19 protein-coding genes are annotated in these 14,031 nt (G+C 36.6%); 12 read left to right on the forward strand and 7 right to left on the reverse strand.

Going from position 1 to position 14,031, the window contains the following annotated elements; all coding sequences use genetic code 11:
* Nucleotides 1-34: 34 nt before the first annotated feature.
* The 4 genes from BN988_RS15960 (at nt 35) to BN988_RS15975 (ending at nt 3,297) form a co-directional block, all read left to right on the forward strand.
* Nucleotides 35-910, forward strand: a complete 876-nt coding sequence (locus BN988_RS15960; RefSeq protein WP_036578021.1) for a hypothetical protein — start codon at nt 35-37, stop codon at nt 908-910.
* Between the two features lie 7 nt (nt 911-917).
* Nucleotides 918-1,817, forward strand: a complete 900-nt coding sequence (locus tag BN988_RS15965) for an ABC transporter ATP-binding protein (protein WP_051558045.1) — start codon at nt 918-920, stop codon at nt 1,815-1,817.
* Between the two features lie 17 nt (nt 1,818-1,834).
* A complete protein-coding gene (locus tag BN988_RS15970) occupies nt 1,835-2,605 on the forward strand; it encodes an ABC transporter permease (RefSeq protein ID WP_036578024.1) in 771 nt (256 codons plus the stop codon).
* Nucleotides 2,606-2,949: 344 nt separating this feature from the next.
* On the forward strand, nt 2,950-3,297 hold the full coding sequence (locus tag BN988_RS15975; protein ID WP_081779484.1) for a DUF4188 domain-containing protein: 348 nt from the start codon (nt 2,950-2,952) through the stop codon (nt 3,295-3,297).
* A gap of 22 nt (nt 3,298-3,319) precedes the next feature.
* Here BN988_RS15975 and BN988_RS18990 read toward each other — a convergent pair whose 3' ends face one another.
* Nucleotides 3,320-3,466 (reverse strand): hypothetical protein, encoded by a 147-nt coding sequence (locus tag BN988_RS18990; RefSeq protein WP_155988323.1) that lies wholly within the window; start codon nt 3,464-3,466, stop codon nt 3,320-3,322.
* A 288-nt stretch (nt 3,467-3,754) separates the two neighbouring features.
* Here BN988_RS18990 and BN988_RS15980 point away from each other — a divergent pair, with 288 nt between their 5' ends.
* Genes BN988_RS15980 through BN988_RS15990 form a run of 3 tightly spaced genes read left to right on the forward strand, consistent with a single transcriptional unit; the run spans nt 3,755 to nt 5,764 of the window.
* A complete protein-coding gene (locus tag BN988_RS15980) occupies nt 3,755-4,138 on the forward strand; it encodes a GntR family transcriptional regulator (RefSeq protein ID WP_036578026.1) in 384 nt (127 codons plus the stop codon).
* Nucleotides 4,128-4,997, forward strand: a complete 870-nt coding sequence (locus BN988_RS15985; protein ID WP_187120260.1) for an ATP-binding cassette domain-containing protein — start codon at nt 4,128-4,130, stop codon at nt 4,995-4,997. Before BN988_RS15980 ends, BN988_RS15985 begins: the two co-directional genes overlap by 11 nt.
* Complete coding sequence (locus BN988_RS15990) at nt 4,994-5,764, forward strand: hypothetical protein (protein WP_036578027.1); 771 nt, start codon at nt 4,994-4,996, stop codon at nt 5,762-5,764. The genes BN988_RS15985 and BN988_RS15990 overlap by 4 nt, the downstream gene beginning before the upstream one ends.
* An 88-nt stretch (nt 5,765-5,852) precedes the next feature.
* On the opposite strand, the gene BN988_RS15995 is transcribed toward BN988_RS15990, so the two are convergent.
* Both BN988_RS15995 and BN988_RS16000 read right to left on the reverse strand, forming a co-directional pair.
* Nucleotides 5,853-6,137 carry a hypothetical protein gene (locus BN988_RS15995; protein ID WP_036578028.1) on the reverse strand — a complete coding sequence of 95 codons (285 nt, stop codon included), beginning with the start codon at nt 6,135-6,137 and terminating at the stop codon, nt 5,853-5,855.
* A 93-nt stretch (nt 6,138-6,230) separates the two neighbouring features.
* The gene (locus BN988_RS16000; protein ID WP_036578030.1) at nt 6,231-6,584 is read right to left on the reverse strand and encodes a DUF2200 domain-containing protein; all 354 of its coding nucleotides are present in this window, start codon (nt 6,582-6,584) and stop codon (nt 6,231-6,233) included.
* A gap of 173 nt (nt 6,585-6,757) precedes the next feature.
* Here BN988_RS16000 and BN988_RS16005 point away from each other — a divergent pair, with 173 nt between their 5' ends.
* Nucleotides 6,758-7,195, forward strand: a complete 438-nt coding sequence (locus BN988_RS16005) for a GNAT family N-acetyltransferase (RefSeq protein ID WP_036578032.1) — start codon at nt 6,758-6,760, stop codon at nt 7,193-7,195.
* 47 nt (nt 7,196-7,242) lie between these two features.
* On the opposite strand, the gene BN988_RS18995 is transcribed toward BN988_RS16005, so the two are convergent.
* Entirely contained in the window at nt 7,243-7,398 is a 156-nt protein-coding gene (locus tag BN988_RS18995) for a hypothetical protein (protein WP_155988325.1), read from the reverse strand.
* Between the two features lie 130 nt (nt 7,399-7,528).
* Here BN988_RS18995 and BN988_RS16010 point away from each other — a divergent pair, with 130 nt between their 5' ends.
* A complete protein-coding gene (locus BN988_RS16010; protein ID WP_231495262.1) occupies nt 7,529-8,242 on the forward strand; it encodes a DUF421 domain-containing protein in 714 nt (237 codons plus the stop codon).
* A gap of 312 nt (nt 8,243-8,554) precedes the next feature.
* Nucleotides 8,555-9,757 (forward strand): S8 family peptidase, encoded by a 1,203-nt coding sequence (locus tag BN988_RS16015; protein WP_036578033.1) that lies wholly within the window; start codon nt 8,555-8,557, stop codon nt 9,755-9,757.
* A gap of 351 nt (nt 9,758-10,108) precedes the next feature.
* Here the strand turns inward: BN988_RS16015 and BN988_RS19250 are convergent, their stop codons facing one another.
* Complete coding sequence (locus tag BN988_RS19250; RefSeq protein WP_231495263.1) at nt 10,109-10,411, reverse strand: hypothetical protein; 303 nt, start codon at nt 10,409-10,411, stop codon at nt 10,109-10,111.
* A gap of 302 nt (nt 10,412-10,713) precedes the next feature.
* Here BN988_RS19250 and BN988_RS16025 point away from each other — a divergent pair, with 302 nt between their 5' ends.
* A complete protein-coding gene (locus tag BN988_RS16025; protein ID WP_081779485.1) occupies nt 10,714-11,616 on the forward strand; it encodes a LysM peptidoglycan-binding domain-containing protein in 903 nt (300 codons plus the stop codon).
* A 67-nt stretch (nt 11,617-11,683) separates the two neighbouring features.
* Here the strand turns inward: BN988_RS16025 and BN988_RS16030 are convergent, their stop codons facing one another.
* Together BN988_RS16030 and BN988_RS16035 are read right to left on the reverse strand one after the other, a co-directional pair.
* Nucleotides 11,684-12,370, reverse strand: coding sequence for a hypothetical protein (locus BN988_RS16030; RefSeq protein ID WP_036578034.1), 687 nt, complete (start codon nt 12,368-12,370; stop codon nt 11,684-11,686).
* A 265-nt stretch (nt 12,371-12,635) separates the two neighbouring features.
* Complete coding sequence (locus BN988_RS16035; RefSeq protein WP_036578035.1) at nt 12,636-13,082, reverse strand: hypothetical protein; 447 nt, start codon at nt 13,080-13,082, stop codon at nt 12,636-12,638.
* Nucleotides 13,083-13,312: 230 nt separating this feature from the next.
* On the opposite strand from BN988_RS16035, the gene BN988_RS16040 reads away from it, so the two are divergent.
* On the forward strand, nt 13,313-13,723 hold the full coding sequence (locus BN988_RS16040) for a hypothetical protein (RefSeq protein ID WP_036578037.1): 411 nt from the start codon (nt 13,313-13,315) through the stop codon (nt 13,721-13,723).
* Nucleotides 13,724-14,031 lie beyond the last annotated feature (308 nt).

Below are 14,031 nucleotides of genomic sequence, written 5' to 3' on the forward strand. Positions count from 1 at the left end.
ATTTTTCAAAATATATTTGGAGGTTTGTTATGTTATGGAACAAGAAAAAATTCAATCTTATCTAGGAATGACAACACCTGCTTTTAAAATGTATACAGATATCCTAATGTCAGAAAATGAGAGGTTTGCAAGTAGTCGTTTTAGACGTTTTTATAAAGATGGTGAACATTTCTTAGGTTTGAGTATGTATTCTTACTACCCTTTATTTTTTAGAGAAGTTATTCAGTTGGAAGAAGCACACATAAAAAATCTACTTAAATTCTCCCACTTTCATTTTCTGAGCCTTTTTTTGTTAGATCAAATTTACGACTCTAACAAGATTCGTAACCCATATGAAATGGTTGTATTGGTTCGCTTGTATCAGGAAGCAGCATATTCTTTGAAAGACTTAATTGGTAAGAATGAAGACATAATGGACATTGTAGAAATTAATCAAATACATAATGATGTGAGCATGCTCAACGAAAAGTATGTACTTAATTATAGCCAGTCTTATAAGGAGTCTATTATTAAGGAGTACTGTATTAACAAATACATTTATGCGAAATCCGCTCTTCAGGTGTATAGTTTATTCGATCAAACAGTAAAAGAAGAAACCCTTGATAAATTAAATCTTTCGCATGATTACTTTGCTATCGGCAGACAGTATCTAGATGATTTACTGGATTATGAAGAAGACTTTAATGAGGGTGGATTTAATATATATTCATACCATTTTTATCAAAAACATCCAACTGAATCTCAATTAGAAGAGGATGATGAGGTGGTTACTTATATGATAAGTGAAGCAGAAAAACATTTAAAAAATGCAGTTGACGCACTTGACAACTTGCCAGTAACAGGTTGGAAAAGATATCTGGAGTCTTACGCTAAGCGTATATCTAGTTATAAAGTTAAACAGATAGGATGAAGATAAAATGGAGCAGATTGTAAAGTTTAACCATGTCACAAAAAAATATAAAAACATTACAGCAATAAATGACTTGAGCTTTAGTATAGATTCAAATGATATTGTTGGTTTGCTTGGGCCTAATGGTGCTGGTAAAACTACTATCATTAAATTAATAGCGACTTTAACTTATCCAACCAATGGAGAAATTTACATAAATGGAAAAGTTAATAAGAAAAAGAACCCAATTATCTCCTGTATTATGGAAGGGAATAGAAGTCTTTATTGGAAACTAACAGTTAAAGAAAATATTGAATTTCTCTTGACATTAAAAGGAACTGACTACAAAGCAAAAAGAGAAAAAATTGAAGAATTATTACAAGAATTTAATTTAATCTCTAAGGTAAATGAGTTAGTTCAAAACCTCTCTAGAGGTATGCAACAGAAATTATCTATTCTAATAGCTCTACTTGAGGATTCCCAAATTATTCTTTTAGACGAGCCGACATTAGGATTAGATGTTTCCACTTTGAGAGATTTAGAAGTTTTACTTCCAAAAATACCTAGCAAAATGAACAAATCCTTGCTCATCACCTCCCACGACATGAGATTTGTGGAGAAGGTTTGTAATAAAATCATGGTGATTCAGAAGGGACAATTAATTACAGAGAAGGACACGGATGAATTTAAGAATATAATTGATACAAAATCAGGAACGATTAAGGTGAAAGATTTTGGTGGACTCGATAAGGAACTAAATGAACACAAACTTTCTTACGAATATGAGAAAGAAACAATTAATATTTCCTTCGAAAGTCTTTCCCAGTTTATGGATGTATTGAATATATGCAAGGATCGAGGAGAAATAATAGAATTTAATTATGGGCAACTTAAATTTGAAGACTTGTTTTTAGAAATGATTAAATAACAGGGGATGGTTTAACGATGTTAATGTTGTTAAAAGCATACATAAAGAAAGAAGCTATTATAGCTAAAAGGTATTTGGCTAATACAATTGGCGGGGGAATAACTATTTTTCTCGTATTTCTACTTATATTTTATGGATATTCTGGCGTGGTTGGCTTTAATTTGGGTGATGACTCAAAGGAAAGCCTCATTCTTAGTTTTACTATCTGGATTTTAGCCTTATCTATATATCAAAACATTACAGATTCAATTGAAGAAGAAACTCGAATTGGTACAATCGAACAACTCTACTTATCACGATACTCTTTTCTCTCAGTAATCACATTTAAATCGTTTGCTATGCTTCTGATTGATTTAATTCAAATTATTTTATTATTATTATTGATGATGTTGGTAACTCAAACATTTCTTGATTTCCAAAGTCTCTTTTCCATTCTCTTTCTAACTATATTTATATCTTTAAATTTTTGGGGATTAGGATACGCTTTAGCTGGAGGAGTATTACTTTACAAAAAGATGGGGACCTATTTACAAATATTTCAATTTATACTTCTTGGTTTGATGTTCGTCCCGGCTGAAGCCAATCCTTTATTTAAACTCATACCGCCTGTATGGGGATTAAACCTTTTACAGGATGTTATGGTAAATAAATCAAGTATAGCGGCATTCTCTTTAAGCGACTATCTTTACTTAATCATTCCTGGCCTAATTTCTCTGCTTTTAGGTGTAATCATTTTCAAACGTTCGTTGTCTAAAGCAACTGAAAAGTCTATCTTAGGATTCCATTAGTCACCTTATTTTTAAAAGCACTAAAAAAGAAGATATTGGTCTACAGACTAATATCTTCTCATTATATTGGTTTAATTATCGTCAGCATTAATGCTCATACCTTTGTCATACCTTTGAACAAGTAAAACAATTTGCATTAGTTTTTTTATAGTACTACCTATTCTGGGTATAATGGCCAGCCGTAAACGTAAATAATTAAAATCGAATTACAAATCCTCTATTGAACTAACCGTTTTAATTTGTTAAAAACAACTGATTTTAAACTAATATCTATGACTGAATGCTCATAAACCAACAACAGGCCTTTCACAATTTCCCTCCTAATTTTTAACGTTATTCCACCTATGGTTAGAGAACTATACTCGAACAGGGAAGAGCTTGGTTTCATGTCCATGGAAAGTTTCTTCGGTCTTCGCACAACCGTCATGATCCAATACTGGCGCTCAACGGAAGACTTGCTTGCCTATGCGAAGGGGAGTAACCATTTAAAGGCTTGGAAGAACTTTAACCAAAAGGTTGGCGACAATCCCGCAGTAGGTATTTACCATGAAACCTATGTAGTGAAGCAAGGGAACTATGAATCTGTTTATGGCAACATGCCAGAGTATGGGTTGGCACAGGCCATGCCTCGTATTCCAATTAATCCGGAGAAAAGATCAGCTAGGAAACGCCTAACATCGTCGACTAAATAATGCCCCACACTCGTTGCTTGCTTTATGCTTTCGGTCCCTTTCTATAATCCGTTTGCCCGCTATTAAATTTCTTCACTTCTTTTTCCAAATGGTCAAGCCGTTTATGAATTCGATAGAACATAGGAAGGTATGCCACGATAATAATAATGATAATCCATGCTATTTCCAAAACCTTCACCTCCATTGATATATTTATCTTCTTTATTGTAACAACATATGGGTAAGCAAACTAGGATTCTCTAGTAAACCTTTACAATTAAGGATCCTTGCAGTCTACATCCTAAGCCACACGTCGCGCTTAATAGGCTATGTGTGGTTTTTGGCATGCCTATAAAATCTCCAACGCACCCAATTTTCACAGTTAATATTGACTTCAAAAAAGTTATCTGTTATGGTTATACACATAAGTATATAACCATATAAGTGTATAACACAAAAAAGGATTGTGGGAGATAACATGAGAGGTGCATTTACGCAAGACAAACCAATATATGTCCAGGTGCGTGAAAGATTGGAAGATCAGATATTAAATAATCAATTAAAAGAAGAGGAAAAGGCACCTTCCACCAATCAGTTGGTTGATTTTTATAAGATTAACCATGCCACGGTGACCAAGGGGATTAATCCGCTAGTGGAGGAAGGAATCCTTTATAAGAAGAGAGGGATTGGAATGTTCGTTGCCGTTGGGGGAAAGGAAAAGCTGAAGGAAAAGCGTAAGCTCTCCTTCATGGAGGACTATGTTGTCAAATTAGTTCAGGAAGCTGACAAGCTGGAAATTGAAGAGAATGAGATCATTCAATTAATAAAAAAAGTAAAAGGCCGTGATCAAAATGACCATTAAAGTGAAGAACTTGAGTCTGCATTATAGGAATCATACTGCCCTGCATGATATAAACTTTGCGTTAACAGAAAAGAAAATCTATGGTCTGCTTGGCAGAAATGGTGCTGGGAAAACAAGTCTGCTATCCATCCTCGCATCCTTTAATGAGCAGTCTAGTGGCTCGCTTACCATTAACGAGAAAGCCCCCTTTGAAAATGCAGAGGTTATGCAGCAGGTCGCCTTTTTATATGATAAAGACTATAAGGACGAATCAGATAAAATAGTGTCCTTACTTCAAGATGTTCAGCACTATCGTCCTAATTTTGATATGGATTATGCAGAAGAGCTTGTAGCAAAATTTAAACTGCCCAAAGATAAAGCAGTTAAACACTTTTCAAAAGGAATGCAGTCCGCTCTCAATGTAATCATTGGTCTCGCGGGCAGAACACCTATCACAATTTTTGATGAGGTATACCTTGGAATGGATGCCCCATCACGGGATATCTTTTATAAAGAAGTTTTAGCAGATCAGCAAGAGCATCCAAGAATGATTATTCTTTCCACACATCTCGTTTCCGAAATGGATTATCTATTCGATGACGTGTTGTTATTAAACAACGGAAAGCTTTTGCTTCACGAGGAATACGATACACTTCTTGCAAAGGGTGCATCTATTACAGGGAGCAAGGAGATCGTGGAGGAGTTCGTTAAAGACATGGAACAGATACATGAAACGCAATTAGGTGGGACCAAATCGGTCATGGTTTATGGCACATTACGCGAAGAGGAAAAACAGGCTGCACTCGCTAAAGGGTTGGAAATCGCACCACTATCGCTCCATGAACTATTTGTCCACTTAACCGAGGAGGAAGCCGAATGAAACAAACAAATAACTATCTTAAAGTAATGAAAGATATGTTCACTGTACAAATGATGTGGGCATTTGGCGTAATGGGCGTCATGCTAATCATCGGCATTGTAAGACTCGTCCTTCAATTTCAGGAAAATGGGCAGGATAATTTCTATAATTCTTTCTTTGTCGTAGCTACTTTCTTCTTTTTTGTTATTGGAATCATGGCCACGTACTTTCTGCCACACTATGTAGGGCATGGTGTAACGAGAAAGGATTACTATAAGGGGGCCTCTCTTGCCTTGATTGGTATGGCAATTACGCTTCCGTTTATCGTGTGGGGCATTTCCGTTTTAACAGAGTTTATTGTTGAAAATGTTACGAGCTTTTCATTTAAAGAACCCAATATGGATGTATCTACAGAAGATAGTAATTTCATAGGGGATATTGTTGAGTTTCTTATTGTAACGCCCTTTGTGGAGCCTGAGAGTAATTGGGTTTTGGCGATTGGTATCTTTAGTTTAAAGATTTTGACCTATTATTTGGCTGGTTGGTTAATTAGCGCCGCCTTCTATAAATTTTCGGTTATTGCCGGCTTAGGATTTATTGCCATGTCAATCGTTCTTCTAACAGTGGAAAATGTACTCCTTAGATCAATATTAAGCCTGCCAATCCCTAATCGATTTGCATTCCTTGAAATGCCAGAAGGAATCGCTATTGCAGCCCTACTCCTTATTCCTCTTGGCATGTTTTGCTTAATCCGTGTCATGACAAAACGTGTTTCGGTTAAGATGTAGAAGTTCACATTTAGAATATATTTGATCAGAAGTTGGATAATGAAAACAGCCACCTCCGAAATGGAAGTGGCTGTTTCCATTGCTTGTTTTATGGTTGTTGGAAACCATAAACAGCTACAAAAGTAGCAACTAGACTTACTAGAAGCATACTAATACTAATAATAAACAATATTACTCTGTACTTGTTTTTCTCAGCAACGCAAGCAAACAATAAGCCTAGAAAATTATAAAGGTTTAGCATAACTATAGACCATGCACCTTTTGTTCCGAATGTTAGGGTTTCAAAAAGTTTTCCATCCTGTGTCAGGGAAACAATGATAGTAAACCCTAATAGTGTAGAAATTAGTGATAGAACTGAAAAAGTCTTCCTCATTTTTCTCCCCCTTTTTATATGGAGAAAACATCTCATTCCCTAATCTTATTCTGTAAATTGGTAAATAACCCTTTTTAAAATTTCATTATTTCACTATTGTTTCCACAAAATCTTCTCCATCTTTTTTCCTTTTGCTAATTCATCGACCAATTTATCCAAATAACGAATTTCCTTCATCGTTGGTTCTTCGATATCTTCCACTCTAACACCGCAGATCACACCTTTAATAAGCTCACGTGAAGGATTCATTTTAGGTGCTTCCGCAAAGAAGGTCTCAAAGTCTGTCTTTTTTTCCAATTGATCTTCTAATTCTTTCTGGCTATAACCTGTCAACCAACGGATAATTTCATCGACTTCTGATTTTGTACGTTCTTTTTTCTCCGCTTTGGTAACATAATGTGGATAGACACTTGCGACACTCGTTGTAAAGATCCTGTGTTTCGTCATGCTACATCCTCCTTAGCGTATATATACTATCCTAACTCGCGATCATAGATATCGGCGTTAACTTATGTAATATTCTAACACAATAGCCTCCATTACCTTAATGAAATAAGGTAAAATGAATATATAGAAACCTATACCTGGCTAGGGAAGGTTATGAAGAAAAGGAGCTTAATATGGACTCTTTAGAAATCAAAGAACTGCAATCTCTACATGAAATTATGGACGCATTTCCGGTCATGAATCAATTACGAACTCACCTCGACGCAGAAACATACCTTGAATTAGTTTTAGAAGCAAAAGAGAAAGATAGCTACAAACTAGTTGCATTAATGGATCAAGAAGAAATAGTAGCAGTTATCGGATTCAAACCGATGATTACCCTCTATTACGGGCGGTTTGTTTGGATTTGCGATCTTGTTACACATACAAATAAGCGTTCAAAGGGATATGGAGAAAAGCTGCTAACATACGTTCATAAATGGGCAAAGGACAACAACTATGAGAGTGTAGCCTTATCTTCTGGACTACAGCGAACCGACGCACATCGTTTTTATGAAGAAAAAATGGATTATGACAAAGTTAGTTTTGTATTTAAATCATCGTTAATATAAGTGAAGGCCACACTTTCAATTTGTGGCCTTTTTTAGATTACAGCTATTTATAGTTCTCTCCCTGAAGCACCTGGGTGTTGGTTTGAGGTTTTACTATTATTGGTTTTCGGATCCGTATTCTTTGCACGTTCCCCGTGACCTGGGTAGATGGATCTGTCTTTCCCTTGCGCTTTAATAAACTTTCCAAAGTCTGTATTAACCATTATGAAACGCCTCCTTTCCCCATTACAATGCCCCACTGTTTTTAGTTTAATCAACTGTTTTGGCTAGCTAAACATCCCTCAATGGTTGGTTACTCTTTAAACTTTTGCACATAATAAGTGGGAAAACGAGATGGGTGGTGCATTACATATGGATATTAATGAGCTAATTTTAAGAGTCGTGATCGGCTTTTTTGTGCTATTTGCGATGACGAGATGGCTTGGAAGGAAAGAAATTAGTCAAATGACCTTTTTAAATTTTACTTCGGCCATCGCCATTGGATCCATTACAGCAAACCTTGTCGTCAACCAGAATTTAAGCATTCTAAATGGCGTGTTGGCAATTGTCGGTTGGGCAATTATTACGTACATTTTAGGGGTCGTAGAATTAAAATCAAAAAAGGCACGAAAAGTTATTTCCGGAACCCCTGTGGTAGTCATCAAGGAAGGGAAGCTCGTCAACAGAACGCTTCAATCAACCAGGTTAGACTTGGATTCATTAAATGCTTTGCTTAGACAAAAGAATATCTTTTCCATAGCTGACGTCGACTATGCTATTTTAGAAACCAATGGGAAATTAACCGTTCTCCCTTTAGATCCTAAAAAACCTGTAACTAAGTTGGATATGAATGTACCGATCACACCAAAAACATTCCCTATTCCTACAGAGGTGATATCGGATGGCAGAATTCTAACAAAGAACTTGAAAAAGTTAAAGCTAGATACGAATTGGGTTCAACAACAATTACAACAGCACAATATAACCTCCGCATCAGACGTATTATTCGGGCAAGTCCAGACAGATGGGACATTGTTCGTGCATGTAAGAGGAGAAAACTCCGAATAAACCTTTTCATTATTATGGTCTTTAACCTAATTGCTTGTTTCCATTAAAGCAAGAGGGCTTAAAGGCCTTTTTTTTGTACTTCTTTTTCACTTCTCCTTCCACGATATTTCCTCCATGTATAGCGGTAAACTCTGTCCTTTCATTACTTTTGGCTGAAATATTCCATTTTTAGGAAAAAATAGGTCTAAAGGGAAAGCAATTTATTTGTCCCTCTCTTCGATTTTTCCCAACATGGCAACAGCTTGGATATACACATGAAGGTAGCCTCCTAGCCATATAGTTTTTTGTAGTCAAAAAAAGGGAGGAAAGTAGATGAAAATGAAGGGCTTTAGTTTTTTGGTGTTTTTGCTTTTGGTGGTGGCTTTTCCTTTAGTGGGTTTTGCCGAGGAGAATCAGCCATTAGATGGGGAGAAGGTTTCTGTTAATGTAGGTGTTGAAAAGAATGCTTATATTAAAGGAGAAGTTATCGTTAAATTTAAGGATAGCGTTTCATTAAACAGTCAAGAACAGATTTTAAACGAATTGAATGCAAAGGTTCAACCAAGTCCCACTGTCGTGAAGTCCCCGTTTGTCGTGTTAGAAGTGGGGGATGTGGAGAGTGTTGTAAAAACATTAAGTAAGAATTCGAATGTGGAATACGCCGAACCGAATTATGTATTAAAAGCAACCTGGAATCCCAATGATACGTACTTCAGCACATCGTATCAATATGGGTTATTTAATACATCTGCAAATCAAGGCTGGGATTATGCAAGAGGAAGTTCCTCCCAAGAAGTTGCTGTTCTTGATACTGGGGTAGATTATAACCATCCCGATTTAGACGGAAAGACAAACTTGGGATATGACTTTGTGGACCGTGACTATACTCCTTTTGATGCGAATGGTCATGGCACCCATGTTGCAGGAATTGCCGCAGCAGAAACAAATAATGGTACCGGAATTGCTGGCATGGCACCGAATACCAAAATATTAGCCGTTCGTGTCTTAGATGCAAGCGGGAATGGCTCACTTGCCAACATAGCCAATGGTATACGTTATGCAGCAGACAATGGTGCCGAGGTAATAAACCTCTCTTTAGGCTGTGCGTGTAACACGCAAACGTTAGAATCCGCTGTTAACTATGCATGGAATAATGGCTCTGTTGTGGTAGCAGCTGCAGGAAATGACGGTACATCCCAACAATTCCAGCCAGCATCCTACGCAAATGCAATTGCTGTTGGTGCTGTTGATCGGAATAATAATAAAGCAAGCTTCTCTAACTATGGAACTTGGGTAGATGTGTCTGCTCCAGGAGTTGATATTGCTTCCACCTATCCAGGGAATAGCTATACCTATATGTCAGGAACTTCCATGGCCTCTCCTTATGTTGCTGGTCAAGCGGCCTTATTAACTGGTCAAGGTAAGAGCAATGCACAGGTGCGCGCTGCTATACAAAATACGGCTGATAGTGTAAGTGGAACAGGGTATTATGTACGTTATGGAATGATTAATGTGTTAGATTCCGTACGATACTAAGAAGTCTTTGTAAGTAGCATCCACCTCGGGTGCTACTTTTTTCCTTGAGTTACCTAACCCTTCAGTAAAAAAAGGAAGTCTTACACTTTAGACCCTTTTTCAAAGTATACAAACAGATTTGTAATCCATTTTGACAAACACATAATAACTAAATAACCTATTAGAATATGGAAATAGTTAGCCCCATTATCTAAAATAAACAAATCAAGCATGCTCATTAAAGGCTTAAAAATAAATGAAATAAACAAGCCCAAGCCTGTAAAATACAAATAATAATTATTGTCATGGTTTATTACCCACTGATAAAGGAGCTTAAAAATCACAGGGATAAAGGATACATCTAACCCCAAACTAATTGTGATTGTTGGCATAAGTTTGAAAAGGGTAACTCCAAAAACCTAACTTTGCACCGAAGGTATCTATGTAAGTAAACCATACATGAACATTAAAACCGTAAAAGCCAAGCAGTAGGGCTTTTTTTCTATCTATTTTAAAGTAAAGTATTACGAGTGGTACCAATAAAAACATAACATGTAACCAAAATTGCCACGTATCAAACGAAGAATGATTATGCCAATAGTCTGTAAATCCTTTTGTAATATTTGTCTGTTTATTTTCCAGGTCTGTTAATAACTGTTGTTGTTCGTCATTCATTATCCTTCATCTCCACTAAATAGAAATATTGTTTTTATTACCTCTAGTATTGGTGAATATATAGCTTTTATCCATTAATTTACAAATTAGTGGTAGATCCTCCTTTTACGAGCCGTTTACCCCTCTTCGGTAAAAGTCTTCTTATTTATCCTATAGTTTTACAATACATTTACCTTACTTAATGGGCAGTTTTAAAACGCTATTCAGATTTATGATAAGTACATAGTCTTCATGAAGGTTAGAACAATCCTCTACGTGCACGTAGACAAGGAAGATAAAAATAAGAAAAAGGAGTTAGTAGAATGACAACAACTATTGCAAGTACTACGGTTTACATTGTCCAACCAGGAGACGTATTGGGAAGGATTGCAGAACAATTTGGAATGACGTTATCTGAGATCATGTCGCTTAACAACATTAGTAATCCTGATCTCATTCAAGTGGGACAAGAGTTACTTGTTTATAGTGATGGGAATGACGATGGTGGTTCTTCTCCTGACACGATCATTTATATCGTCCAGCCAGGCGATGTGTTGGGAAGGATTGCAGAGCGCTTTGGGATGACGTTGGATGAAATCATGGCATTAAACAACATTAGTAACCCGGACCTTATTCAGGTGGGACAAGAGCTGCTCGTTTATGATAACGGGGATAGTGGTTTGCCACCAGGTGATGGTGATCTCTATGTAACGGAAAGCCAACTAAATCAAATTGGGTGGTCTAGCACCTATCTTTCAAACGCCATTTTAGAAGACTTAAATAGATGCTTAGAAAGATATAATATTACAACAACATCGCGACTATGCCATTTTATTAGCCAATGTAGCCACGAGTCGGGAGCTGGTCGATGGACAAAAGAACTAGCATCCGGTTGGGATTACGAAGGACGAACAGATTTAGGGAACACCCAACCTGGTGATGGCCCTAAATTCAAAGGTGGAGGTTATATTCAATTGACAGGTCGCTATAATTACACACGATTTTCCAATGACATTGGTGATCCAGAAATTGTAAACCAAGGTGTTGATTACGTTGCTGCTAATTATCCATGGACAAGTGCCGGCTTCTGGTGGGACTTAAACAATATGAATGCACTTTGTGATACGAATCCATCAGTCGAGGCTGTCACGTTAAGAGTTAATGGTGGTTACAATGGATTAGAGGATCGAAGAATGTATTATAACCGATGCCTTCAAGTCTTCTAATCGAAAAGAAACAGATCCGAAATAACAGCAAGGGGCGGCTCACAAATTAGTGACCCGCCCCTTACTGCTAGTGAATTTTCATGATGTCTATGAGCTTTATAATTTCTTCGTCATTGCCCGGATCAATTTTCACTAGCTCTGTTTCTTTGATTAAACGCTCTGTGTACTCTTTCATGAAGTCTTCATCTACCTCCGCATCACTGCTATCCCAACGTAAAGGAACATTGTAAACATTAATGGTGCCATCTCCATTTCCACTATATGTAACGGAACCATCAACCAAGCGTGAACCCGCTAGCTGGATGACATCTTCTGGATAATTCGCACTGGTTTCATCGTTAGGATTAATTGGCTCTCCCGCAGCAATATGCCGAACATTTAATTCATCAATCTCCTGGTTAGGACCAAGCTCTAGCCAAACTCGCGCATATTCAATTTCCTCTGAAGAATAATCCTCAAGTGACTTATCCTTATCTTCTTTGTCTTCAGAATTACTTTCTTCGTCCTGGTTTCCTGTTTCCTCTGAAGAAGTGTTATTAGAATCATCGTCCGCTTCAGTAGTAGCCGTTTCTGTCTCTTCCTCAACGTCAGATTCATTTTCATCTGACTCGTTCGTTTGCTCTTCAGATTGTGAAGCATTGTCACTTTCTGTTGTATTCGCTTCTTCATCTGAACCTTCGCCACATCCAGCAAGCAATAGAACAAGCAAAAGTAATAGGAAACTACCATAAAGTTTCTTTGTATGCCTTTTCATCACAACATCCCTTTCTTCAATCAAAAGATACCACACTACACGTTAGAGTCAAGTTAACTTTGGCAAGTAGATGTGGCAATGAGAAAAACGCAAATCGCATTGAATCTACCTGCATGATTAGTCGCCCCATAACAGATAAAGTTACATTTTTTGTTAAAATTTGCATTGATCAATATAGATAGTTCACGGCAAAACAGTAAAAAGCCTTCATCATAAATTGAGATCTAATATGACCAAGGCTTTTATAGTGGCTTTCTTTAATTCTCTATAAATAAATAAGACACCTAAGGGAGATTAGTAATTTTTTTAGCGTTATTTTTCTAATGTTAAAAACATATTTTTCACTATACCCCAAGTCAAAAGAGGTCTGCACGATTGTCTTCCCTTTTAGATAGCGAGATGTTACAAATTGAGATTCTGTTTCGTCCAATTCAGCGATCGCTTCATCAATAGATGTAACGATTATATGGTAATGTAACCATTCTTCGTATAGCTTAAGAACTTTTACACTTGATAATCTATCCAATTCTTCACCTAAAGATTCTATCGTAACCCTACCATCCACTTCATAGCGTGAAACAAAGCCCGGGACCAGGTGATTTAATTGCTTTTTTATAATGCTTATTGCCACTTTATACGTCGTATAATTTTTCAAATGGGTTTCTAGCTTCTTTATCTCATCCTTTTCTGCCTTTCTTAAACTCCCATTCATTAGCAAACCTCCCTGTAGTTCTTCTTATTCCTTTTAATGCTAAGGGATTATATGCAGTAAGAAGTCTTAATCTAATTAAAAGTTGCTACAAGAAAGCTCAACCTATTCTACGGATAAAGTATAGTATTTTTCTAAATCATCCAAATTGGAAATATTATCCTTTTAATTAACGAAAGGCAGTGGTACAATAAAAACAGAATGTATGTTCTATTTTTTAGGAGGGGTACAGTTTGCAGATGGAACTCACCAAGAAAGAAAAAAAGGATAAAATAAAATTAATAGAGTACTATTTAAAGCATTACACAACATTTAAAGTTGCGAATGATAATCTCCAAAGACAGCTTCAGTACCTTACACCAGATGAAAACCAAAGCCACCTCTCTATGAACTCAGATGAAAAAGAAAAGATCATCATCATTCGCAAAAAATTAAACGAAACGCTCCTAATAGAAAATTCCATTGAAAATGCCATTTCAAACTTAGACTTGATTGAACAAAAATTTATTAACTTAAGATACTTTCGGAACTATTCCATTGAAAAGACAGCTCAAACTATCGGCTATAGCAAAGCCTCCCTATATGTACTCAGAAGTCGTATCATGGATAAACTACTCATCAGTTTCGGAGTTATGATAAAGTGAAGTATTTAATGAAGCAAAAAACAGACAATCCTCGTAACATAATAAATAAGTTTCGAATTCGTCCCGGAATTTTTATAGTACTATAAATGCAAAACATAATACTTAGCGGAGAAAAATGCGTAGACTCCAGTGGGAATAGCACGGGTCCGAAGACCCCATCAGAAGCGTTCTTTGCTTCTGAGGAGGCTGAGGCCGTGCCCACGGAAAGCGTAGTATTTTCCGTAGCGATAAGTTAGCAGTACTCTACACTCTTTCATTAAGTTATGTCCCATCGTCAGTATTTTAATTGTCAATCTCCCCAATATCAT

Origin of the sequence: Oceanobacillus picturae, from assembly GCF_000612865.1 — a bacterium.
In the GTDB taxonomy this organism is placed as follows: domain Bacteria; phylum Bacillota; class Bacilli; order Bacillales; family Amphibacillaceae; genus Oceanobacillus_B; species Oceanobacillus_B jordanicus.